This window comes from Rhodococcus sp. KRD175 (assembly GCF_017168275.1).
GTDB lineage: Bacteria > Actinomycetota > Actinomycetes > Mycobacteriales > Mycobacteriaceae > Rhodococcoides > Rhodococcoides fascians.
The window spans coordinates 620,604-643,091 of the sequence record NZ_JABFAQ010000004.1; the positions used below are offsets into that span (position 1 = coordinate 620,604).

Consider the following 22,488-nt stretch of genomic DNA (forward strand, 5'->3'; position numbering starts at 1 on the left):
AGTGGGTGGTCGGTAGCGCTGGTGGTACGTATCTGCTGGTGACGGCCGTGCTCGACGGTCGTCCGCGCAGAGCGCCTTTACTGTACGTTCTCTGTCTGAGAGCGTGCTCAGAGCCCGTGTGGACCGCATCGGCCAGGTGGCCCCGCGCTCGGACGGGCAGTGGATGCGAGTATGCCGCACACCAGCCAATAGGATGGCTACCTGTGACTCCCGCCGATCTTGCCGAATTGCTTCACGCGACCGCCGCCAAGGTGCTTGCCGACCGCGGCCTGGACGCATCCGTTCTCCCTGCGAAGCTCACGGTCGAGCGTCCCCGCAATCCCGAGCACGGTGACTACGCCACCAACGTGGCGCTGCAGGTGGCGAAGAAGGCCGGAGCCAATCCCCGTGATTTCGCCGGCTGGCTCGCCGAGGCACTCGCGGCCGACGCCGCGATCGCCAGTGCCGACGTCGCGGGCACCGGCTTTCTGAACATCAGGCTGGCTGCCGCAGCGCAGGGCGAGATCGTTGCCCGCGTGCTGGCCGCCGGTGCCGAGTTCGGCAACGGATCCTCGATGGCAGGCAAGAAGGTCAACCTCGAGTTCGTCTCGGCCAACCCCACCGGACCGGTGCACCTCGGTGGAACCCGATGGGCTGCCGTCGGCGATGCCCTCGGACGCATCCTGACCGCGCACGGAGCCGAGGTCACTCGCGAGTACTACTTCAACGATCACGGCGCTCAGATCGATCGCTTCAGCCGGTCGCTCATCGCCGCGGCCAAGGGAGAGCCGGCACCGGAGAACGGCTATGCGGGCGAGTACATCGCCGAGATCGCACAGCAGGTGCTGGCGAAGGAGCCCGAAGCGCTGGCGCTGGCACCCGAGGCGCAGGACGAGATCTTCCGGTCGATCGGTACCCAGCTGATGTTCGACCGCATCAAGGCCAACCTGCACGAATTCGGTGTCGATTTCGACGTCTACTTCCACGAGAACTCACTCTTCGAGTCCGGTGCCGTCGAAAAATCGGTCGACTACCTCAAGGGCTCGGGGAGCCTGTACGAGGAAGACGGTGCATGGTGGCTTCGGTCCACCGAGTACGGCGACGACAAGGATCGCGTCGTCATCAAGAGCGACGGTAATGCTGCCTACATTGCAGGCGACATCGCGTACTTCCAGAACAAGCGTCAGCGCGGTTTCGACCTGTGCATCTACATGCTCGGGGCAGACCACCACGGTTACATCGGTCGACTCAAGGCCGCCGCCGCTGCATTCGGCGACGACCCCGAGACCGTCGAGGTACTGATCGGGCAGATGGTCAACCTCGTTCGCGACGGCGTCGCGGTGAAGATGAGCAAGCGGGCAGGCACCGTCATCACGCTCGACGATCTGGTCGAAGCCATCGGCGTCGACGCGTCGCGCTACGTCATGATCCGGTCGTCCGTCGACTCGAGCATCGACATCGACCTCGCCCTGTGGGCCAGCGCCAGCAACGAGAACCCGGTGTACTACGTCCAGTACGCCCACGCCCGGTTGGCATCGCTCGCGCGCAATGCCGCCGAACTGGGGATCTCGGCCGACGATCCCGATCTGAGCCTGCTGACGCACGAGCAGGAGGGCGAGTTGATCAGGACGATCGGCGAGTACCCGCGGGTGGTGGCCAGTGCCGCCGAACTACGCGAACCACACCGGATCGCCCGCTACCTCGAAGAACTGGCGGGGGCCTACCACCGGTTCTACGGCGCGTGTCGAGTACTTCCCCAAGGAGACGAGGAGCCCGGACCTGTGAACACCGCACGACTGGCATTGGGCAACGCAACCCGGCAGGTTCTGGCCAACGGCCTCGAACTGCTCGGTGTCAGCGCACCGGAGCGCATGTGAGCGCACATCCGGCAGGGCCCAAGCACGCCGATGCCCCAGCCAAGCAGTCGATGTCCGAGCGTCCGAGCGCCGCGTCGGACATGACGACGCTTCCCGAACAGGTGTGGCCACGCAACGCGGCACGCGGCGACGACGGCACGGTTCGGCTCGCGGGGGTGTCGGTCACCGACCTCGCGGCGCAGTACGGCACCCCACTGTTCGTCGTGGACGAGGACGACTTCCGCGCACGCTGCCGCGAGATGGCCGCTGCGTTCGGAGCACCCGAACGAGTTCACTACGCCTCCAAGGCATTTCTGTGTGGAGAGATCGCTCGTTGGGTGGCCGACGAGGGTCTCTCGCTCGACATCTGCTCGGGCGGTGAGCTGGCCATCGCCCTTGCTGCCGGATTCCCGGCGGATCGAATTGCGATGCACGGCAACAACAAATCGGTGGCCGAGCTCGAGGCCGGAGTGAGTGCCGGAGTCGAGCACGTCGTTCTCGACTCCAATATCGAGATCGACCGTCTCGACGCCGTGGCCGGTTCGGCCGGTGTGGTGCAGGACGTGCTGATTCGTATCACCGTCGGCGTCGAGGCACACACGCACGAGTTCATCGCGACCGCCCACGAGGATCAGAAGTTCGGCTTCTCGCTCGCCGACGGCTCGGCGATCGAAGCCGTCCGTCGGGTGTTCGCCGCAGACAACCTTCGTCTCGTGGGGCTGCACAGTCACATCGGCTCGCAGATCTTCGAGGTCGACGGTTTCGAGCTGGCTGCGCACAAGGTCATCGGGCTGCTGCGCGACATCGTTGCCGAGTTCGGCGTGGACAAGACCTCGCAGATCTCGACGCTCGATCTCGGTGGCGGCATGGGTATTTCGTACGTACCGAGTGACGATCCGCCGCCCGTCGACCAATTGGCGGCCAAGCTGGCGAGCATCGTCGAGACGGAGTCGGCCGCGGCCGGTTTGCCGGTTCCGACCATTGCCGTCGAGCCGGGTCGAGCCATCGCCGGGCCGGGCACCGTGACGGTCTACGAGGTGGGCACCGTCAAGGACGTCACCGTCGACAACGCCACCCGCAGGCGGTACATCAGTGTCGACGGCGGTATGAGCGACAACATCCGTACGTCGCTGTATCAGGCCGAGTACGACTGCCGCTTGGTCTCGCGTACCAGCGACGCCGACGCCGTGATGGCTCGCGTGGTCGGAAAGCACTGTGAGAGTGGCGATATCGTCATCAAGAACACGTGGATGCCGGCCGACGTCGGGCCCGGTGATCTGCTCGCCGTCGCAGCCACCGGTGCTTACTGCTACTCCATGTCCAGCCGCTACAACCTGCTGACGCGGCCCGCTGTGGTCGCGGTCAAGGACGGGCGTGCGCGCCTGATCCTGCGGCGGGAAACCATCGAAGATCTGCTCAGCTTGGAGGTTCAGCCATGACATCGAAGCCGATAGGCGTCGCCGTACTCGGACTCGGAAACGTCGGTAGCGAGGTCGTCCGGATCCTCACCGAGAATGCAGCGGACTTCGAGGCCAGAATCGGTGCGCCACTAGAGATTCGGGGAATCGCGGTACGTCGGATCGACGGCGATCGCGGAGTACCGGCCGAACTGCTCACCGACGACCCGGCCGAATTGGTCGGTCGCGACGACGTCGACATCGTCGTCGAGGTGCTCGGCGGTATCGACATCCCACGCAAGCTGGTGTTGTCGGCGCTCGAGAACGGCAAGTCCGTCATCACTGCGAACAAGGCCCTGCTCGCCGAATACACCGGAGAGTTGGCCGACGCGGCCGAGAAATCGCGCGCCGACCTGTATTTCGAGGCAGCTGTCGCCGGAGCCATTCCGGTGGTGCGGCCGTTGATGCAGTCGTTGGCAGGCGACCGCGTGAACAAGGTCGCGGGCATCGTCAACGGCACCACCAACTTCATCCTCTCGGCCATGGACGAGACCGGTGCCGATTACGCCGAAACCCTCGCCGAGGCAGGCCGATTGGGATACGCCGAGGCCGATCCGACCGCCGATGTCGAGGGTTACGACGCCGCGTCCAAGGCGGCCATCCTCGCCTCGATCGCGTTCCACACTCGGGTCACGGCCGGCGACGTCTACCGCGAGGGCATCAGCAAGATCACTGCAGACGACCTCGAGACCGCGAAGTCTCTCGACTGCACCATCAAGTTGCTGGCCATCTGCGAGCGCATCACCACGCCCAAGGGCAAGGAGCGCATCTCGGCCCGCGTCTACCCGGCACTCGTTCCGCTCGATCACCCGTTGGCATCGGTGAACGGCGCGTTCAACGCCGTCGTCGTCGAGGCCGAGGCCGCAGGCCGGTTGATGTTCTACGGCCAGGGTGCGGGCGGCGCGCCGACGGCATCCGCCGTGCTCGGCGACCTGGTGATGGCCGCGCGCAACAAGTTCTACGGAGGCCGCGGCCCACTCGAGTCCAAGTACGCCAAGCTCAAGGTGGCCCCGATGGGTGACATCCTCACCCGGTACTACGTCAGCATGCAGGTGGCCGACAAGCCCGGCGTTCTCGCTACCGTGGCCGCCGAATTCTCCAAGCGCGACGTCAGCATCTCCACCGTGCGCCAGCACGGCGCGGGTGACGGGGCCAGGCTCGTCGTGGTCACTCACCTCGCGGCCGATTCCGCACTGTCCGACACCGTTGCATCCCTCGAGCAGTTGGACGTGGTCGTCCACGTCGCCAGCGTTCTCAGATTGGAAGGCACCACAGTATGAGCGTCCACACCCCCTGGCCCGGTCTGATCGAGGCGTACCGGTCGCGTCTGGCGATCGGTCCCGACTGGAAGACCGTCACCCTGCGCGAGGGCGGCACTCCGCTGCTGCCCGCCGGGCACCTGTCCGAATTGACCGGCTGCACAGTGCACCTGAAGGTCGAGGGACTCAACCCCACCGGCTCGTTCAAGGACCGCGGCATGACCATGGCCGTCACCGACGCGCTCGCCCGTGGGCAAGAAGCAGTGCTGTGCGCGTCCACCGGCAACACCTCGGCGTCCGCTGCGGCCTACGCGGCCAAGGCCGGCATGTCCTGTGCCGTACTGGTTCCGCAGGGCAAGATCGCGATGGGCAAGCTGGCTCAGGCAGTCATGCACGGCGCGAAGATCATTCAGGTCCAGGGCAACTTCGACGACTGCCTCGAACTGGCGCGCAAGACCACGGCCGAGTTCCCGACGATCGGTCTGGTCAACTCCGTCAACCCCGTGCGTATCGAGGGGCAGAAGACCGCGGCGTTCGAGATCTGCGACGCCCTCGGCGATGCACCCGACATCCATGCTCTGCCGGTCGGCAACGCGGGCAACATCACCGCGTACTGGCGCGGGTACTCCGAGTACTTCCGCGACGGCCTCACCACCCGCAAGCCGCGCATGCTCGGCGTGCAGGCCGCGGGTGCCGCTCCTCTGGTTCACGGTGCGCCCGTGAAGGACCCGGAAACGATCGCGACCGCAATCCGGATCGGCTCACCCGCATCCTGGAACGGTGCCGTCAATGCCAAGGAAGAATCGAACGGGGCATTCCGGGCCGCGACCGACGAGGAGATCCTCGAGGCGTACCGGTTGATCGCGAAGACCGAGGGCGTGTTCGTCGAACCGGCCTCCGCGGCCAGCGTCGCCGGCCTGTTGGCGGCTCGAAAGGAAGGCTGGCTGGAGCCTGGCCTGACCGTTGTCTGCACGGTGACCGGCAACGGTCTCAAGGATCCCGACACTGCACTGTCGGGAATGCCTGTCGTGGAACCGATTTCGGTCGATCCCGTCGCTGTTGCGGCTGCGCTCGAGCTGGCCTGAGTTGACGGAATCTCCGGCAATGACGAAGACGCTTCCCATCGGGCTCACGGTGACCGCGCGTGTGCCGGCCTCCAGTGCCAACATCGGCCCCGGATTCGACAGTCTCGGAATGGCTTTGGGGTTGTACGACGAGATCGAGGTCACGACCACGGCGTCGGGCCTGTCGATCCACGTCGACGGTGAGGGTTCGGCGGACGTTCCGTGGGGACCGACGCACCTCGTCGTGCGGGCCATCGAACGGGGTCTGGAAGCGGCCGGAGTGTGGGCCGATGGATTGAATGTCCACTGCCGCAACGTCATTCCACATTCGAGAGGTCTCGGATCCTCGGCCTCGGCCGTGGTCGGCGGGCTCGCCGCGGCCAATGCACTTGCGTCGAAGGTGGACCCCGCGCTGTCGTTGTCGGACAGTCAGTTGGTGCAGTTGTCGTCCGAGTTCGAGGGGCACCCCGACAACGCGTCGGCGAGTTGCCTCGGCGGTGCCGTCGTGTCGTGGAGCGAACCGCCCAATGCCAGTGTGACGGCACGCAAGTACGCCGCCGTGCGCCTGGACGTACATCCCAGCATCAAGGTCGTCGTGCTCGTGCCGTCCGAGCGCTCCTCGACCTCGCACACGCGGGGATTGCTGCCGGAGTTGGTGCCGCACCGCGACGCCGCCTTCAACGTCAGTCGCAGTGCGCTCGCCGTCGTCGCATTGACCGAGCGTCCGGATCTGCTGATGGCTGCCACCGAGGATCTACTGCATCAGGGCCAGCGGGCACAGGCGCTGCCCGACACCACTCGGTGGATCGCGACGTTGCGCGCCCGCTCGATCGCCGCAGTGGTGTCGGGAGCAGGCCCTACCGTCATGGCCCTGTGTACCGAAGAATTCCCGGCCGATCTGCGCGACGCTGCGCTGGCCGAGGGATGGCGAGTTCTCGACCTCGAGGTGGCCGACGGAGTCACGGTCGCATGACCGACACCGAATAGGGTTCTTGCCGAGCGAGGACAACGACGCTATGGTGAACCCTGTCCGTACATCGTGCGCTTCAGACGCCGGTTTCGTCAGGGCAATCAGGTCACTGTATTCGGGGGAGTTCAGAACGTCCGAGTGATGTGACGCTCCTGGCTCGGTCCTTCCCGTAGTTCGCTGCGGTCTCGGACCGATGGTGTCGTCGGCGGAGTGCGTCGAACATGAACGGCAATATCCGAGTTCGGCAGAAAGCCGAGCTGCGGAACGAACCCTCGGCTGCGCATCGAGCGAGCGAGGGAAGGAAAGGACCTCCGTGACCGATACGGAACTCATCTCTGCGCCCGAAACGTCACGCCGTCGCGCCGGCCTGTCCGGAATGGTTCTCACCGAGCTACGCAGCCTCGCTGGCGAACTCGGCATCAAGAGCATCTCCGGCATGCGCAAGGGCGATCTGATCGCGGCCATCACCGAGCGTCAATCGGGCACCGCGCCGGCCAAGTCCGCTGCGCCGAAGTCCGATGCGCCGAAGAGCGATGCACCGAAGGCCGACGCTCCCAAGGCTCGACGCGCTGCTGCGTCGGCACCGGTTGCCGACGAACGACCCGCAATCGACACTGCTCCCGAGCCTGCGACGGCTGCCGACACGTCGGACGCAGCACCCGAGGCCGGACGTCGCACCCGGGGCCGCCGCGCCGCGGGTCGCCGCGCAGGTGCGCCCGACCAGTTGCCACTGGACGGCAGCGGCGACACGGCCGCATCGGCCCCCGCTACCGCGGAGTCGACCGCTGCAGCGGAGACCACCGACAAGCAGGACGATTCCGGCGAGAACGCCGCAGCGGAGCGCCCACGTCGTAGCCGCGGCGAGCGCAACCGCCAGGACGGTGCCGAGCGCGAACCGCGTGACACCGACAACGGCAACCGCAACCAGAACGACCGCAACCAGAACGACCGCAACCAGGGCGACCGCAACCAGGGCGACCGCAACCAGGGCGATCGCAACCAGGGGGACCGGGACGGCGGCAATCGCGACAATGCGGGTCGCAACCAGGGCGACCGGGACAACTCGAACCGCGACTCCAACCGTGAGAACGGCAACCGCAATCAGAACGACCGCGGCGGACGCAATCGCAATCAAGGCGACGGCCGCAACGAAAACCGAAACGACAATCGCAACGAGGACCGCAACAACGGCCCGCGCGACAACCGTGACAACAACCAGGACGACGACGGCGAAGGCCGCGGTCGCAGGGGTCGACGGTTCCGTGAGCGTCGTCGTGGACGCGACCGCGGCGAGGGCAACGAGGGCGGCGGCGGTCGCGAGCGCGACACCGAGATCCGCGAGGACGATGTTCTCCAGCCGGTAGCCGGCATTCTCGACGTTCTCGACAACTACGCGTTCGTTCGGACCTCGGGTTACCTGGCCGGACCGAACGACGTCTACGTGTCGATGAACCTGGTGCGCAAGAACGGCCTTCGCCGCGGCGACGCCGTCACCGGTGCCGTTCGGGTGGCGCGTGAAGGTGAGCAGTCGGGTCAGCGTCAGAAGTTCAACCCGCTGGTGCGTCTGGATACCGTCAACGGGGGAGAGGTCGAGGCCGCGCGCAAGCGTCCGGAGTTCGGCAAGCTCACCCCGCTGTACCCCAACCAGCGGCTGCGCCTCGAGACCCAGCAGAACATCCTGACCACGCGCATCATCGACCTGGTGATGCCCATCGGTAAGGGTCAGCGCGCGTTGATCGTCAGCCCCCCGAAGGCCGGTAAGACGAGCGTTCTGCAGGCCATCGCCAACGCGATCGCCATCAACAACCCCGAGTGCTACCTGATGGTCATCCTCGTCGACGAGCGTCCCGAGGAAGTGACCGACATGCAGCGCTCGGTCAAGGGCGAGGTCATCGCCTCGACGTTCGACCGTCCGCCGGGTGACCACACGGCGGTCGCCGAGCTGGCGATCGAGCGTGCCAAGCGTCTGGTCGAGGCCGGCCAGGACGTGGTTGTCCTGCTCGACTCGATCACCCGTCTGGGCCGCGCGTACAACAACAGCTCGCCTGCTTCGGGCCGCATCCTCTCCGGTGGTGTCGACTCGACCGCGCTGTACCCGCCCAAGCGATTCCTCGGCGCGGCACGAAACATCGAGCACGGTGGTTCGCTGACGATCATCGCCACGGCCATGGTCGAGACCGGATCCACCGGCGACACCGTGATCTTCGAGGAGTTCAAGGGCACCGGTAACGCCGAGCTCAAGCTCGATCGCAAGATCGCCGAGCGCCGGGTGTTCCCGGCGGTGGACATCAACCCGTCCAGCACCCGTCACGACGAGCTTCTTCTCGCTCCGGACGAGGCGGCCGTGGTGCACAAGCTGCGTCGCGTGTTGTCCGGTCTCGACTCGCATCAGGCCATCGACCTGCTGGTCGATCGCCTGAAGAAGAGCAAGAACAACCTCGAATTCCTGATGGAAGTGTCGAAGACAGCTCCCGGCGGCATCAACGATTGATCCCGTGTTCCCCGGGTCCGAGGGTCCGGGGAACAAGAGGGCAGGTGCCCGCGTTGTAAGCATCTGTCGGCACAGAAGTACCGACGATTAGCAGGGCAGATACACGCTCTGGCATAATCAACGGCCGAGTCCGGTTCCGGTTCACGTCTTCGATCAGCGAAGGCGACCCGGCGACCATTACAAAGAACGGTAAGGACACCATGAAGGCAGGAATTCACCCCGACTACACACTGACGACAGTCGTCTGTGGTTGCGGCAATACTTTCGAGACCCGAAGCACCACCGACAAAGAGCGCATCAGCGTCGAGGTCTGCTCGCAGTGCCACCCCTTCTACACCGGCAAGCAGAAGATTCTCGACACCGGCGGTCGCGTCGCTCGCTTCGAGGCTCGCTACGGCAAGCGCGCCGGCAAGAAGGCCGACGCAGACAGCTAGCTGTTTCGCCGACGCCCGTCCTGTGAACTACAGGGCGGGCGTCGGCTTTTTTGTGTCCACACCCGGTTTCATCCGTTCGGAGAGTGAGTCGTCACCATGGCGAGAACAGACAAGCCTTCGGCCATCGACGACATCCTCGCCGAACACTCCGGCCTCGAGCAGCAACTGGCCGACCCCGCCCTGCACAACGACCCGTCCGCGGCGCGTAGGGCAGGCAAGAGGTTCGCCGAGCTGGCACCGATCATGTCGGCGCACACCAAGTTGACCGCCGCTCAGGACGACCTCGAAGCCGCACGTGAACTCGCCGCCGACGATTCGTCGTTCGCCGCAGAGATTCCCGAGCTCGAGGCAACAGTTCTGCACCTGGAACAGACGCTGACCGATCTTCTGGCACCGCGCGACCCGCACGACGGCGACGACATCGTGATGGAGGTCAAGTCGGGTGAGGGCGGCGAGGAGTCGGCGCTCTTCGCGGCCGACCTGGCGCGGATGTACGTCCGCTACGCCGAACGCCGGGGCTGGCGAGTCGAGGTTCTCGACGCGAACGTGTCGGACCTGGGTGGCTACAAGGACGCGACGTTGTCGATCAAGACCAAGGATCCGCTCGACGGCGTCTGGGCGCGGCTGAAGTTCGAGGGTGGCGTCCATCGCGTGCAGCGGGTGCCGGTCACCGAATCGCAGGGACGCGTGCATACCTCCGCGGCCGGCATTCTCGTGTATCCGGAGCCCGACGAGGTCGAGGAAGTGCAGATCGACGAAACCGATCTCCGCATCGACGTCTATCGCTCGTCCGGCAAGGGCGGTCAGGGTGTCAACACCACCGACTCCGCTGTCCGCATCACCCATTTGCCCACCGGCATCGTCGTCACCTGTCAGAACGAGCGATCGCAGTTGCAGAACAAGGCGCGTGCGATGCAGGTGCTCGCGGCGCGTCTGCAGGCGGCCGCTGAGGAAGCAGCCAACGAAGAGGCCTCGGCCGGCCGGGCCAGCCAGGTGCGTACCGTCGACCGCGCGGAGCGGATCAGGACGTACAACTACCCCGAGAATCGCATCACCGATCACCGCATCGGATTCAAAGCGCACAACCTCGACGCTCTGCTCGACGGTGACATGGACGCACTGCTCGACGCGCTCGCCAAGGCAGACCGCGACGCACGTATGCAAGCAGAGTAATTGCGCGACAACCGTTTTCGGTTCTCACGCTGCTGATCGAACGAATCTCGAGCTACCCTGGCGATCGGATTCGACCCGCCCGCGCCACGAAAGGCACACCCGAGATGAATCAGGCCTTGACCCCCGCAGGCGAGAACGCCGTCACCGAACTCGCCTCCCGCTACGGGGTGTCCACCGACGCCGTCCGCACCATGCTCGACGCCGTCAACAACGGCCGCGGCACCATGGCGCAGTTCAACATTCCCGAGCTCGGCGGCAGTGGGCAGTGGATGCGCGGCGGTATGACGATGGTGGGCAACATGTTCGATCACGGCCTGAAGAGTCGGGTCGACGGTTTGTGCCGCGATCTGTCCGCCGTGTTGGCGCAGCATCAGGTCTATCCACCGAGAGATGCCGGTACGGGATCGTTCGGTGGCACTTCGTTCGGCGGGGGATCGTGGTGGCCGTCGGATCTGGGTTCGCCGAGTTCGAGCGGTGGCCAGAACGGATCGCAGTACGCGGTGTTTCCAGGATCTCGTCGCCTCGCTGTCCTCGTGGGAGGGGAATTGGCGGTGTACGACACCCTCGATCACTCCATCGGCGGAGTGCAACAGCAGCAGGGTGGGGGTCCGGGTTCGGTGGAGTTCACCAGCCAGTACGGCACGTTCACCGCGGCAAGTCTGCCGCGCGTCGACCAACGGTCCGCCGACGCGCCACCGCAGAACATGCCCTCCTCGCAGCAGCCGCAGCCGGCCGCACAGAACTTCGCGTCTGCGCAGTCGGGTTCACCTGCTCACACCGGTGTCGACATCTCGGACATCACCGCTGCGATCGAGGCGCTCGCCGGTCTGCATGCGAAGGGATTTCTGACCGACGACGAGTTCTTCGCAAAGAAGTCGGAGCTGCTGGGGCGGCTGTGAGTCCGGTGTCGGACCGCCGTGGCAGTCTGTAGAAGTGAGCCGCAAGCCGTTACGCCTAGCCATCCTCGAAGCGACGTCGATGCTCGAGGCCGCCGGTGTGCCGAGCCCCCGGGTGGATGCGGAGCTACTCGCCGCGCACCTCGTCGGAGTCGAACGCGGTCGGCTGGGGTTGGTGCCGTTGGTGGAACCCGAGCTCGTCGACGCGTACTTCCGAACCGTCGAGCAGCGCGCGAAACGTATTCCCCTGCAATACATCACGGGAACGACGTCGTTGGGGAACATCGATGTCGAGGTGGGTCCCGGGGTGTTCGTTCCACGTCCCGAAACCGAGTTGCTGTTGGCGTGGGCGCTCGCGTTTCTCGAGAACGTCGACCATCACCCGCCCGTGGTGCTGGACCTGTGCACGGGGTCGGGCGCGCTGGCGCTGGCCATTGCGAACGCACGCCCGGATGCCGTCGTGCACGCCGTCGAGCTCGATCCATCCGCGTTAGCGTGGGCCCGGCGCAACGCGGATCTGCGTGCCGAGCAGGGTGATTCGCCGATCACGTTGCATCACGGAGACGTCACTTCTCGGGATCTCATGACCGACCTCGACGGCTCGGTGGACATGATCGTTGCGAACCCGCCGTACATTCCGGACGGGGCGGAGCTCGATCCGGAGGTACTCGACCACGATCCGCACATCGCGCTCTTCGGCGGCGAGGACGGGTTGTCGGTCATCGAGCCGATGATCGGCAACATCGCGCGGTGGCTGCGTGTCGGCGGCGGAGTCGCCATCGAGCACGACGACTCGAACGGGGAGGGCGTCGCTGCCCTGTTGTCTCGCCGACGAGTCTTCACCCAGGTCACCGAGCATCCGGACCTGGCCGGCCGACCCCGCTTCGTCGTTTCGGCACGGGCGACGCCGCCCTCTGCCTGAGCGGCAAGGCGGCAAGCCGGCGGCACCTGACATCACTTCGTTACCGAAGGTGGAAGGATAGGTGGAGTGAGTACCGTCTACGACTGCCGTGAAGCCGATGCGCGGGCTGCCGGATTGACCGCAGCGCGCGGTGCCCTCAAGTCCGGTCGACTCGTCGTGATGCCCACCGACACGCTCTACGGGATCGCCGCCGATGCGTTCGACGGCAGCGCGGTCACCGACCTGCTGCGCGCCAAGGGGCGGGGACGCGATATGCCGGTCCCGGTCCTTGTCGGTTCGTGGAACACGATCGACGGCCTGGTGCAGAGCGTCCGGCCGCGGACCCGAGATCTGATTCGAGCCTTCTGGCCCGGCGCATTGAGCATCGTGGTCCAGCAGGCACCGTCGCTGGCGTGGGATCTGGGTGATGCTCAGGGAACCGTCATGCTCCGGATGCCGCTGCACCCGGTCGCGCTCGAGCTTCTTCGTGAAGTAGGTCCGCTGGCGGTGTCCAGTGCGAATATTTCGGGAAGTCCGCCCGCCACCACGGTGACGCAGGCGCGAGAACAACTCGGTGGATCTGCAGCGGTTTATCTCGACGGGGGGCCGGCCGACCACGCGGTGGCTTCCACCATCGTGGACCTGACCGGTGAGCACGTACGAATCCTGCGGGTCGGTGCCATTCCCACGGAGCAGATTGCCGAGGTTCTCGGTGTCACCGCCGAAAGCCTGGTTCCGGGAGCGTCCTGACATGCCCGTCCGTTCCGCATGAGCGTCGAGGTGCTTGCCCAGTCGAATCTGGGCGCAGGCGTTCCGATCCGCGAGCTGCTGCTTGTTTTCCTGACGGCCGCTGTCGTCACGTTCTTCGCGACCGGTGGCGTTCGAGTGGCCGCGATCAAGTTCGGTGCCGTCGCCATCCCTCGTGATCGTGACGTCCACGTGCAGGCCACCCCGCGACTCGGTGGAGTGGGCATCTACGCCGGCATGCTCGCCGCGCTGCTGTTCGCCTCGCAGCTGCCGGCGTTGGCCCGCGGATTCGATGTCGCCTACAACCGCGACATTCCGGCTGCGCTGGTTGCAGGCTTCGTGATCGTGCTGGTCGGCGTCATCGACGACCGTTGGGGTCTGGACGCACTGACGAAGTTCGTCGGCCAGGTGACGGCGGCCGGCGTCCTGGTCATCATGGGTGTGAGCTGGGTCGTGCTCTACCAGCCCTGGGGCGGCGAGCCCGGCCAACCGGGCAGCACCCTTGTGCTCGACCAACTTCAGGCCGGACTGGTGACCGTTCTGATCACCGTCGTCATCGTCAACGCGATGAACTTCGTCGACGGCCTCGACGGCCTGGCAGCCGGACTGGGCCTCATTTCGTCGGTCGCGATCTGCATCTTTTCGGTGGGCCTGCTGCAGGAACAGGGAGGCGACGTCGGCGTCTACCCACCTGCCTTGATTGCGGCGGCGCTGGCCGGTGCCTGCCTGGGATTTCTGCCGCACAATTTCCAACCGGCGCGCATCTTCATGGGCGATTCGGGGTCCATGTTGATCGGGTTGACACTGGCCACGATCTCGACGAGTGCCTCGGGCCGCATTCCGTTGACGGCCTACGGTCCACGCGATCTGCTGGGTCTGTTGTCGCCGCTCCTGTTGGTCGGTGCCGTGATGCTCATTCCGATACTCGATCTGTTGCTCGCCGTCGTTCGCCGCACTCGGGCCGGGCGAAGTCCGTTCAGCCCCGACAAGATGCATCTCCATCACCGACTCCTGCAGATCGGCCACTCGCATCGACGGGTGGTTCTGGTGATCTACCTCTGGGTCGGTGTGCTCGCGTTCGGTGCGGTCGGATCCTCGCTTCTCGACCGTCGCATCGTGGTGCTCCTCGTCGCTGCCGGTCTGGTGTTCGCGCTCGTCGTCACGGCTGTGCCCACTCTGCGGGTGGATCGATCACCCGGATCCGAACGTCGGGGTGTACGACGCCGCTGATCGGCTCGGTGGTTCTTCGGTCGTGTCCCCGCTGGTGCCGGCCACCGGGTGCGACTGGGTACTCTCGACAACTGTGACCTTCACCCCGCAGCCCATGCCCGACCAATTCGCACCGCTTCGTGCCGCGGTCCGCTACGGCCTCATCGGCCTGGTGGTACTGACGGTGGTGAGCGTGGGGATTTCGGTTGCTGCTGCGGGAACTCCAGGATTGTGGGGGTCGATCATCGGAGTGGCCATCGGGGGTGGGTTCGTCATCACGACCGCGCTGTCGGTGGCTCTGACCACGCGTTTTCCCGCGTCGGCGGTCGGAGCGCTGTTGCTCGGTGGGTGGTTGGTCAAGATGGTCATCGCGCTGATCGTGCTCGTGGCACTCAAGGATGCGGACTTCTACAACCGGTATTCGCTAGGGCTGACCATTCTGGGGGCTCTGGTGGTGGTCCTGGGCGCTGAGGTGTTCGGTGTCGTCAAGACGAAGGTGGGCTACGTCGACAGCGTTCCTGCCGACGGGAACCCCGACAAGTCGTAGTACGACAAGCTGTCGTAATCGGTTAAGCTGAGGGCCGCCTACACAACGTCGTAGTTCTGTTGATAAAGTTTGCATCAAGCGATGGGCAAGACCGGGACGAAAGAGACTTTTTCCCCGGACTGGACCCCCGCAGGTAATCATCAGCGTGAGCTTCCTTACAGTAGGCCCGGAGTCACAGACTTCGGCAACGTAGGGTTTCGCCCTGAGAGTTGCCGAGTCGACGTGAGTCGCCGACACCCGACAGACGCTTGGCCGATGAAGACCGGGCCTCAGCCTCTGACGATTGCGAGCCGATTTTCGTCGACTTGATAGATCGTCATTGTCCGATCGAACCGCAGCCGTTACTCGGTTGCGGCCCGAACACGGGAGAGACCGCTGAGCGTCACCACTCTGGCTGCGGAGTTCCATCCGCCGTCACTATCCGATTTCTTTCCTCCCGCGGTGCTGTTCGAGGGAACCCCGTTCGAGCTCGACCGGCTGATGCTCATCCGCATCCTGATGTCGGCTCTGCTGATCGTCTTCATGCTGATCGCTCTGCGCAGCCCCAAGATCGTTCCTCGCGGAATCCAGAACGTCGCCGAGATCGCTCTCGACTTCGTCCGGATCCACGTGGCCGAGGATGTCCTCGGCAAGGAACAGGGACGCCGCTTCCTGCCCGTCATCATGACGATCTTCTTCACGGTCTTCGCGGTGAATCTCAGCGCGGTCATACCGTTCCTGAACATCTCTGCCAACGCCCGCATCGGTCTGCCGATCGTATTGGCCGCAGTCGCGTACATCGCGTTCGTGTACGCCGGTGTGAAGAAGTTCGGTGCAGCCAAGTTCGTCAAGGGCACGATCGTGATCCCGGGCATTCCGAAGGCCATGCACGTGCTGCTGATCCCGCTCGAGTTCATCTCGAACTTCGTGCTTCGCCCGTTCACGTTGACGGTGCGTCTGCTGGCCAACATGCTCGCCGGTCACATCATGCTCGTGCTGTTCTTCAGCGCCACGCAGTTCTTCCTCTTCGAGGCCTCTGCCGGCCTGAAGATCTTCGCCGCACCCTCGCTGATCATGGGCTTCCTGTTCACGATGTTCGAGATGCTCGTGATCTTCCTGCAGGCATACATCTTCGCGCTGCTGACGGCGATCTACATCGATCTGTCGCTGCACGCCGACTCGCACTGACCGACCAACAGACCGAACTAGCTACACCGCCACCTCCGACACCCGGATGTGGACCGAAGAAAGGGAACGGAAAACCGAATGAGCCTTGAAGTTCTGGCCCAGGCGCAGGAAATCACCGCAAACGGATACGGCGCCATCGGCTACGGCCTCGCAGCGATCGGTGGTGGCATCGGCCTCGGCCTCGTCGTCGCCAAGAACATGGAAGCAACCGCTCGCCAGCCCGAGCTGGCCGGTCAGCTCCGTACGACCATGTTCCTCGGCATTGCATTCACCGAGTCCCTCGCCCTGATCGGCCTCGTCGCCGGCTTCATTCTCTGAGAGCGCGATGACAAACGCGATAACGCTGCTCGCAGCCGGGGCGGAGGGGGAGGAATCCCAGAACCCGCTGCTGCCCGCAACATACGACATCGTTTGGTCGATCGTCTGTGTCGTGATCATCGGCTTCCTGTTCTGGAAGTACGTCGTACCGCGTTTCCAGACGGTCCTCTCCGAGCGTTCCGAGCTCATCGAAGGCGGAATCAAGAAGGCCGAGCAGGCACAGGCTGAGGCGAAGGCTGCTCTCGAGCAGTACCACGCTCAGCTCGCCGACGCCCGTTCCGAGGCTGCGCAGATCCGCGAGGAAGCGCGCACCCAGGGGCAGGCGATTCTCGCCGAGATGAAGGAAAAGGCGCAGGAAGAGAGCGATCGGATCGTGGCCGCAGGCCACAGTCAGCTCGTTGCTCAGCGTCAGCAGATCGTCACCGAACTTCGTGGCGACCTCGGACGTACGGCCGTCGAACTCGCCGAGAAGGTCATCGGAGAGCAGCTCTCCGATGACGCGAAGCGTTCCAGTTCGATCGATCGCTTCCTCAACGAGCTGGATTCCGTCACCGCGGACTCCGCATCAGGAAAGTGAGTCGAACCATGTACGCAACTTCTCGTGAGGCGCTCGCCCGCACACGGTCGGTCGCCCACGAAGCTCTGGGGTCCGCGTCGGGCGGCGAGGCAACGGCCGTCGCCGCTCAGACCGGTGCCGAGTTGTTCGCCGTCGTCGAGACTCTCGACGCGCAGCGCACGTTGCGTACCGCTCTCGCCGACTCCTCGGTCGAGGGCGATCGACGAAGCGCTCTGGCCGGAGAGGTCTTCTCCGGCCAGGTGTCGAGCGCAACGGCGACCATCGTCAAGGCTGCGGCCGGCGAAAGCTGGTCCACCGCCCGTGACCTGCTGAACTCGCTGGTCGAGTTGGGACGCGAAGCTCTGCTCCGCGCTGCTGCCGATCAGGACCAGCTGGACACGGTCGAGGACGAGCTGTTCCGGCTCGGCCGCATCGTGGCTGCCAACCCGCAGCTCGAGCAGGCATTGTCGGATCGCTCCAAGCCGGCACAGGCCAAGCGCGAACTGCTGGGTCGTCTGCTCTACGGCAAGGTCACCGCGGTCACCGAGGCGCTCGCGGTGCAGGCCGTCACGCGTCCACGGAAGGCGGCACCCGCCGACGTTTTGAACGGACTGGCAGATCTGGCCGCCGAACAGCGCGACCGCGCAGTTGCACACGTACGCAGCGCAGCCCCACTGAGCGACAGTCAGCTCGAAAAGCTGACCGCAACCTTGACCCGCACGTACGGCAAGCAGGTCACGGTGCACGTAGAGGTCGATACCGAACTGCTCAGCGGACTTGTCGTTCGTATCGGCGACGAGGTCATCGACGGTAGCGGGGCAGGCCGCCTCGCTGCATTGCGAAAGACGCTCAAATAGTCCGACACGGACACAGTAACGAGAAGAATTGCCTCGGCATTCGAGGCTTTTCATACCGCGATCATTCGAAGGAAGAGCAGGAAACACTATGGCGGAGCTGACGATCTCCTCCGACGAGATCCGTAGCGCGATCGATAACTTCACCGCGAGCTACTCACCGGAGTCTTCCCGCGAGGAGGTCGGCACGGTTACGGACACGAGCGACGGAATCGCTCACGTGTCCGGATTGCCGTCGGCGATGTCCAACGAACTCCTGGAGTTCCCGGGCGGAGTCCTCGGTGTCGCGTTGAACCTGGATGCCACCGAAATCGGTGCCGTCATCCTCGGTGACTACGAGCACATCGAAGAAGGCCAGGAAGTCAAGCGCACCGGAGACGTGCTGTCGGTCCCCGTGGGCGACGGCTACCTCGGTCGCGTCGTGGACCCGCTGGGCAAGCCCATCGACGGCCTCGGCGACATCGAGTCCTCCGAGACCCGCGCCCTCGAATTGCAGGCTGCCTCGGTGCTCGAGCGCCAGCCCGTCGAGGAGCCGCTGCAGACCGGCATCAAGGCGATCGACGCCATGACCCCGATCGGCCGCGGCCAGCGTCAGCTCATCATCGGCGACCGCAAGACCGGCAAGACTGCGGTCTGCATCGACGCGATCCTGAACCAGAAGGCGAACTGGGAGAGCGGCGACGACAAGAAGCAGGTTCGCTGCATCTACGTCGCCATCGGCCAGAAGGGCTCCACGATCGCAGGCGTCAAGGCTGCACTCGAAGAGCAGGGCGCACTCGAATACACCACGATCGTCGCCGCACCCGCGTCCGACTCGGCCGGCTTCAAGTGGCTCGCTCCGTACACCGGCTCGGCCATCGGCCAGCACTGGATGTACCAGGGCAAGCACGTCCTCATCGTGTTCGACGACCTGACCAAGCAGGCCGAGGCCTACCGCGCGATTTCGCTGCTGCTGCGTCGCCCGCCGGGCCGAGAGGCATACCCCGGTGACGTCTTCTACTTGCACTCCCGCCTGCTGGAGCGTTCGGCGAAGCTGTCCGATGAGCTCGGTGGCGGATCGTTGACGGCACTGCCGATCATCGAGACCAAGGCCAACGACGTCTCCGCGTACATCCCGACCAACGTCATCTCCATCACCGACGGCCAGGTCTTCCTGGAATCGGACCTCTTCAACAAGGGCGTCCGTCCCGCCATCAACGTCGGCATCTCGGTTTCCCGAGTCGGCGGCGCTGCGCAGACCAAGGGCATGAAGAAGGTCTCCGGATCCCTTCGTCTCGAGCTTGCTCAGTTCCGTGAGCTCGAAGCCTTCTCGGCGTTCGCGTCCGACCTCGATGCAGCGTCCAAGGCGCAGCTCGAGCGCGGCGCTCGCCTGGTGGAGCTGCTCAAGCAGGATCAGTACGCACCGGTGGCCGTCGAAGACCAGATCGTCTCGATCTGGCTCGCAGGCCAGGGCACGTACGACTCCGTTCCGGTCGGCGATGTTCGCCGCTTCGAGACCGAGCTGCTCGAAGATCTGCACCGCAACGCAAGCGGCGTCTACGACAGCATTGCCGGTGGCAAGGCTCTCGACGACGACAACCAGAAGGCACTGACCGAAGCGACCGAGAAGTTCAAGGCCGGCTTCGTGGACTCGGACGGCAACCGCGTTGTCAACGAGGCCGAGGCAGACACTCTGAACGCCGACGAGGTCAGCCAGGAGCAGGTCAACGTCACCCGCAAGACAGTCAGCAAGTAGGCCGGCGATGACAGGTGACATGACGAGCACAGAAGGGAGCGTGAACAGCTAGATGGCAAGCATTCTCGAGCTTCGCTCCCGTATCAAGTCGGTCAACTCGACGAAGAAGATCACCAAAGCGCAAGAGTTGATCGCAACTTCGCGAATCACCAAGGCGCAGGCCCGCGTTGCCGCATCGAAGCCGTACGCGGAAGAGATCACGAAGGTGCTCTCCGCACTGGCGAGTGCATCGAGCTCGCTCGATCACCCGTTGCTCAACGAGCGACCCGAGCCCAAGCGTGCTGCAGTCCTGGTCGTGACCAGTGACCGCGGTATGTGCGGTGGCTACAACTCCAACGTCCTCAAGGAAACGGAGGAGCTCTTCCAGCTCCTGCGCTCCGAGGGCAAGGACCCGGTCATCTACGTGCTCGGCGCAAAAGGCCTGGGCTACTACACGTTCCGTGAGCGGGACGTGAAGGGTGCCTGGACGGGCTTCTCGCAGGAACCCGGATACGCCGATGCAGCGAAGGCCAGTAGGCATCTGGTCGAGCTGTTCATGGCGGGTTCGGGCACCGAGGTGGAGGCTCCCAACGGTGAAGGCACCGTCGAGGGCGTGGACGAGTTGCACATCGTCTACACCCGCTTCGTGTCGATGCTCACGCAGAAGCCCGAAGTTCGCCGGATGGCACCACTCGAAATCTCGTATACCGACGAGGAATTCGAGATGGGTGCGGACGCGTTGACCGACTCACCGACCGCGGATGTGCAGGCACAGTACGAGTTCGAGCCGGAGGCAGGCACTCTGCTCTCGGCGCTGCTGCCCAAGTACATCAGCACCAGGATCTACGCGTCGTTGCTCGATGCAGCAGCGTCGGAGTCCGCGGCGCGTCGTACCGCCATGAAGGCAGCGACGGACAACGCGAACGAATTGGTCGAGACCTTGAGCCGTCAGGCCAACCAGGCTCGGCAGGCCCAGATCACCCAGGAAATCAGCGAAATCGTCGGTGGCGCCAACGCGTTGGCCGACAGCGCAGGAAGTGACTAAGCAATGACCGCAGCAGTAGCCCAAGAGAACGCGAGCGGAGCGGACACACAGTCCGGCCGTGTCGTTCGGGTCATCGGCCCCGTTGTGGACGTCGAGTTCCCGCGCGGCTCGATTCCCGCACTGTTCAACGCCCTCAACGCAGAGATCACTCTGCCGACCGTGGCCAAGACCCTGACGCTCGAGGTTGCACAGCACCTCGGTGACAACTTGGTTCGCACCATCTCGATGCAGCCCACCGACGGTCTCGTCCGTGGCACGGCTGTCGTCGACTCCGGCAAGCCGATCTCGGTTCCCGTCGGTGACGTCGTCAAGGGCCACGTGTTCAACGCCCTCGGTGACTGCCTGGACACCCCCGGACTCGGCCGCGACGGCGAGCAGTGGGGCATCCACCGCAAGCCACCAGCCTTCGATCAGCTCGAGGGCAAGACCGAGATCCTCGAGACCGGCATCAAGGTCATCGACCTGCTGACGCCGTACGTCAAGGGCGGAAAGATCGGTCTGTTCGGTGGTGCCGGTGTCGGCAAGACCGTGCTGATCCAGGAAATGATCACCCGTATCGCACGCGAGTTCTCGGGCACCTCGGTGTTCGCAGGAGTCGGCGAGCGTACTCGTGAGGGCACCGACCTTCACCTCGAGATGGAAGAGATGGGCGTCCTCCAGGACACCGCCCTCGTCTTCGGACAGATGGACGAGCCGCCCGGCACGCGTATGCGCGTGGCGTTGTCGGCACTGACCATGGCGGAGTACTTCCGCGATGTGCAGGGCCAGGACGTGCTGCTGTTCATCGACAACATCTTCCGCTTCACGCAGGCAGGTTCGGAGGTGTCGACCCTTCTCGGTCGTATGCCGTCTGCCGTCGGTTACCAGCCCACGCTGGCGGACGAGATGGGTGAGCTCCAGGAGCGCATCACCTCGACCCGTGGCCGCTCGATCACCTCGCTGCAGGCGATCTACGTCCCCGCCGACGACTACACCGACCCGGCTCCGGCCACGACGTTCGCGCACCTCGATGCGACGACCGAGCTGTCGCGTCCGATTTCGCAGATGGGTATCTACCCCGCTGTGGACCCGCTGAGCTCGACCTCGCGCATCCTCGAGCCCGGCATCGTCGGTGCCGAGCACTTCCGCGTCGCCAACGAGGTCAAGCGCATCCTGCAGAAGTACAAGGAGCTGCAGGACATCATCGCCATCCTCGGTATGGACGAGCTTCAGGAAGAGGACAAGGTTCTGGTCGGCCGTGCACGCCGTCTCCAGAAGTTCCTCGGCCAGAACTTCATCGTTGCCGAGAAGTTCACCGGCGAGGCCGGTTCGGTCGTGTCCCTCTCGGACACCATCGAGGCGTTCGACAAGGTCACCAAGGGTGAGTACGACCACCTTCCCGAGCAGGCCTTCAACAGCTGTGGTGGTCTCGACGACGTCGAGGCAGCCGCGAAGAAGATGGCCGGAAAGTAGACCGACGTGACTTCTTCCGAGAAGAGCGGCATGGAGGTCTCCCTGGTCGCTGTGGAGCAGAAGCTGTGGTCCGGTACTGCGACCATCGTCAGTGCTCAGACCACCGAAGGTGAGATCGGCATCATGGCCGGCCACGAGCCTGTCCTCGGCCAGCTGGTCGAGGCGGGCACGGTGTCGATCACGACGACCGACGGCGAGAAGATCATCGCTGCGGTGCACGGTGGCTTCCTGTCGGTGACGGGTAAGACCGTCACAGTGCTGGCGGAGTCCGCCGATTTCGCCGATGACATCGATGTCGAATCGGCACGGGCTGTAGTGGCAGAGAACGGCGACGACCTCGAGGCCATTGCGGTGGCCAAGGGACGTATCCGCGCTGTCGAGCGGTCCTAGGTTCACGAG

Annotated in this window: 21 protein-coding genes; all 21 read left to right on the forward strand. The window is 64.8% G+C overall.

The window, feature by feature from the left end; genetic code table 11:
* The first annotated feature begins 203 nt into the window (after window positions 1–203).
* The 21 genes from argS (at window position 204) to J1M81_RS07545 (ending at window position 22,479) form a co-directional block, all read left to right on the forward strand.
* Window positions 204–1,856 (forward strand): arginine--tRNA ligase, encoded by a 1,653-nt coding sequence (gene argS / locus J1M81_RS07445; protein WP_206497839.1) that lies wholly within the window; start codon window positions 204–206, stop codon window positions 1,854–1,856.
* The gene (gene lysA, locus J1M81_RS07450; protein ID WP_032365576.1) at window positions 1,853–3,274 is read left to right on the forward strand and encodes a diaminopimelate decarboxylase; all 1,422 of its coding nucleotides are present in this window, start codon (window positions 1,853–1,855) and stop codon (window positions 3,272–3,274) included. Before argS ends, lysA begins: the two co-directional genes overlap by 4 nt.
* On the forward strand, window positions 3,271–4,572 hold the full coding sequence (locus J1M81_RS07455) for a homoserine dehydrogenase (protein ID WP_032368776.1): 1,302 nt from the start codon (window positions 3,271–3,273) through the stop codon (window positions 4,570–4,572). Before lysA ends, J1M81_RS07455 begins: the two co-directional genes overlap by 4 nt.
* The gene (gene thrC, locus J1M81_RS07460; RefSeq protein WP_027497914.1) at window positions 4,569–5,636 is read left to right on the forward strand and encodes a threonine synthase; all 1,068 of its coding nucleotides are present in this window, start codon (window positions 4,569–4,571) and stop codon (window positions 5,634–5,636) included. The genes J1M81_RS07455 and thrC overlap by 4 nt, the downstream gene beginning before the upstream one ends.
* A gap of 19 nt (window positions 5,637–5,655) precedes the next feature.
* Window positions 5,656–6,588 (forward strand): homoserine kinase, encoded by a 933-nt coding sequence (thrB, locus tag J1M81_RS07465; RefSeq protein WP_032365577.1) that lies wholly within the window; start codon window positions 5,656–5,658, stop codon window positions 6,586–6,588.
* A gap of 373 nt (window positions 6,589–6,961) precedes the next feature.
* Window positions 6,962–9,076 (forward strand): transcription termination factor Rho, encoded by a 2,115-nt coding sequence (gene rho, locus J1M81_RS07470; protein ID WP_032401287.1) that lies wholly within the window; start codon window positions 6,962–6,964, stop codon window positions 9,074–9,076.
* A gap of 200 nt (window positions 9,077–9,276) precedes the next feature.
* Entirely contained in the window at window positions 9,277–9,510 is a 234-nt protein-coding gene (gene rpmE, locus J1M81_RS07475; RefSeq protein WP_008715081.1) for a 50S ribosomal protein L31, read from the forward strand.
* A 96-nt stretch (window positions 9,511–9,606) separates the two neighbouring features.
* On the forward strand, window positions 9,607–10,683 hold the full coding sequence (gene prfA / locus J1M81_RS07480) for a peptide chain release factor 1 (RefSeq protein ID WP_206497840.1): 1,077 nt from the start codon (window positions 9,607–9,609) through the stop codon (window positions 10,681–10,683).
* Window positions 10,684–10,787: 104 nt separating this feature from the next.
* The gene (locus J1M81_RS07485) at window positions 10,788–11,582 is read left to right on the forward strand and encodes an SHOCT domain-containing protein (protein ID WP_167329839.1); all 795 of its coding nucleotides are present in this window, start codon (window positions 10,788–10,790) and stop codon (window positions 11,580–11,582) included.
* A 34-nt stretch (window positions 11,583–11,616) separates the two neighbouring features.
* On the forward strand, window positions 11,617–12,501 hold the full coding sequence (gene prmC, locus J1M81_RS07490; RefSeq protein ID WP_206497841.1) for a peptide chain release factor N(5)-glutamine methyltransferase: 885 nt from the start codon (window positions 11,617–11,619) through the stop codon (window positions 12,499–12,501).
* 66 nt (window positions 12,502–12,567) lie between these two features.
* On the forward strand, window positions 12,568–13,230 hold the full coding sequence (locus J1M81_RS07495; protein WP_206497842.1) for an L-threonylcarbamoyladenylate synthase: 663 nt from the start codon (window positions 12,568–12,570) through the stop codon (window positions 13,228–13,230).
* An 18-nt stretch (window positions 13,231–13,248) separates the two neighbouring features.
* Window positions 13,249–14,457 (forward strand): glycosyltransferase family 4 protein, encoded by a 1,209-nt coding sequence (locus J1M81_RS07500; RefSeq protein WP_027497907.1) that lies wholly within the window; start codon window positions 13,249–13,251, stop codon window positions 14,455–14,457.
* Window positions 14,458–14,551: 94 nt separating this feature from the next.
* Window positions 14,552–14,983: a hypothetical protein gene (locus tag J1M81_RS07505; protein ID WP_045840958.1), complete on the forward strand. Its 432-nt coding sequence runs from the start codon at window positions 14,552–14,554 to the stop codon at window positions 14,981–14,983.
* Between the two features lie 441 nt (window positions 14,984–15,424).
* A complete protein-coding gene (gene atpB, locus J1M81_RS07510) occupies window positions 15,425–16,150 on the forward strand; it encodes a F0F1 ATP synthase subunit A (protein ID WP_027497905.1) in 726 nt (241 codons plus the stop codon).
* 78 nt (window positions 16,151–16,228) lie between these two features.
* Entirely contained in the window at window positions 16,229–16,468 is a 240-nt protein-coding gene (locus tag J1M81_RS07515; RefSeq protein ID WP_027497904.1) for an ATP synthase F0 subunit C, read from the forward strand.
* A gap of 7 nt (window positions 16,469–16,475) precedes the next feature.
* Window positions 16,476–17,045, forward strand: a complete 570-nt coding sequence (locus J1M81_RS07520) for a F0F1 ATP synthase subunit B (RefSeq protein ID WP_027497903.1) — start codon at window positions 16,476–16,478, stop codon at window positions 17,043–17,045.
* Between the two features lie 8 nt (window positions 17,046–17,053).
* Window positions 17,054–17,881: a F0F1 ATP synthase subunit delta gene (locus J1M81_RS07525; protein ID WP_027497902.1), complete on the forward strand. Its 828-nt coding sequence runs from the start codon at window positions 17,054–17,056 to the stop codon at window positions 17,879–17,881.
* 88 nt (window positions 17,882–17,969) lie between these two features.
* The gene (gene atpA, locus J1M81_RS07530; RefSeq protein WP_032365581.1) at window positions 17,970–19,613 is read left to right on the forward strand and encodes a F0F1 ATP synthase subunit alpha; all 1,644 of its coding nucleotides are present in this window, start codon (window positions 17,970–17,972) and stop codon (window positions 19,611–19,613) included.
* Between the two features lie 52 nt (window positions 19,614–19,665).
* Window positions 19,666–20,637 carry a F0F1 ATP synthase subunit gamma gene (locus J1M81_RS07535; RefSeq protein WP_027497900.1) on the forward strand — a complete coding sequence of 324 codons (972 nt, stop codon included), beginning with the start codon at window positions 19,666–19,668 and terminating at the stop codon, window positions 20,635–20,637.
* A gap of 3 nt (window positions 20,638–20,640) precedes the next feature.
* The gene (gene atpD, locus J1M81_RS07540; RefSeq protein ID WP_027497899.1) at window positions 20,641–22,089 is read left to right on the forward strand and encodes a F0F1 ATP synthase subunit beta; all 1,449 of its coding nucleotides are present in this window, start codon (window positions 20,641–20,643) and stop codon (window positions 22,087–22,089) included.
* A gap of 30 nt (window positions 22,090–22,119) precedes the next feature.
* On the forward strand, window positions 22,120–22,479 hold the full coding sequence (locus tag J1M81_RS07545; RefSeq protein ID WP_027497898.1) for a F0F1 ATP synthase subunit epsilon: 360 nt from the start codon (window positions 22,120–22,122) through the stop codon (window positions 22,477–22,479).
* Window positions 22,480–22,488: the final 9 nt, after the last annotated feature.

Excerpts from the sequence above, each read along its gene's own strand:
- J1M81_RS07455 (WP_032368776.1), top strand. The coding sequence starts at position 3,271 with ATGACATCGAAGCCGATAGGCGTCGCCGTACTCGGACTCGGAAACGTC.
- thrC (WP_027497914.1), top strand. The coding sequence starts at position 4,569 with ATGAGCGTCCACACCCCCTGGCCCGGTCTGATCGAGGCGTACCGGTCG.
- thrB (WP_032365577.1), top strand. The coding sequence starts at position 5,656 with ATGACGAAGACGCTTCCCATCGGGCTCACGGTGACCGCGCGTGTGCCG.
- rho (WP_032401287.1), top strand. The coding sequence starts at position 6,962 with ATGGTTCTCACCGAGCTACGCAGCCTCGCTGGCGAACTCGGCATCAAG.
- rpmE (WP_008715081.1), top strand. The coding sequence starts at position 9,277 with ATGAAGGCAGGAATTCACCCCGACTACACACTGACGACAGTCGTCTGT.
- prfA (WP_206497840.1), top strand. The coding sequence starts at position 9,607 with ATGGCGAGAACAGACAAGCCTTCGGCCATCGACGACATCCTCGCCGAA.
- J1M81_RS07485 (WP_167329839.1), top strand. The coding sequence starts at position 10,788 with ATGAATCAGGCCTTGACCCCCGCAGGCGAGAACGCCGTCACCGAACTC.
- J1M81_RS07500 (WP_027497907.1), top strand. The coding sequence starts at position 13,249 with ATGAGCGTCGAGGTGCTTGCCCAGTCGAATCTGGGCGCAGGCGTTCCG.
- J1M81_RS07505 (WP_045840958.1), top strand. The coding sequence starts at position 14,552 with ATGCCCGACCAATTCGCACCGCTTCGTGCCGCGGTCCGCTACGGCCTC.
- J1M81_RS07515 (WP_027497904.1), top strand. The coding sequence starts at position 16,229 with ATGAGCCTTGAAGTTCTGGCCCAGGCGCAGGAAATCACCGCAAACGGA.
- J1M81_RS07520 (WP_027497903.1), top strand. The coding sequence starts at position 16,476 with ATGACAAACGCGATAACGCTGCTCGCAGCCGGGGCGGAGGGGGAGGAA.
- J1M81_RS07525 (WP_027497902.1), top strand. The coding sequence starts at position 17,054 with ATGTACGCAACTTCTCGTGAGGCGCTCGCCCGCACACGGTCGGTCGCC.
- atpA (WP_032365581.1), top strand. The coding sequence starts at position 17,970 with ATGGCGGAGCTGACGATCTCCTCCGACGAGATCCGTAGCGCGATCGAT.
- J1M81_RS07535 (WP_027497900.1), top strand. The coding sequence starts at position 19,666 with ATGGCAAGCATTCTCGAGCTTCGCTCCCGTATCAAGTCGGTCAACTCG.
- atpD (WP_027497899.1), top strand. The coding sequence starts at position 20,641 with ATGACCGCAGCAGTAGCCCAAGAGAACGCGAGCGGAGCGGACACACAG.
- J1M81_RS07545 (WP_027497898.1), top strand. The coding sequence starts at position 22,120 with ATGGAGGTCTCCCTGGTCGCTGTGGAGCAGAAGCTGTGGTCCGGTACT.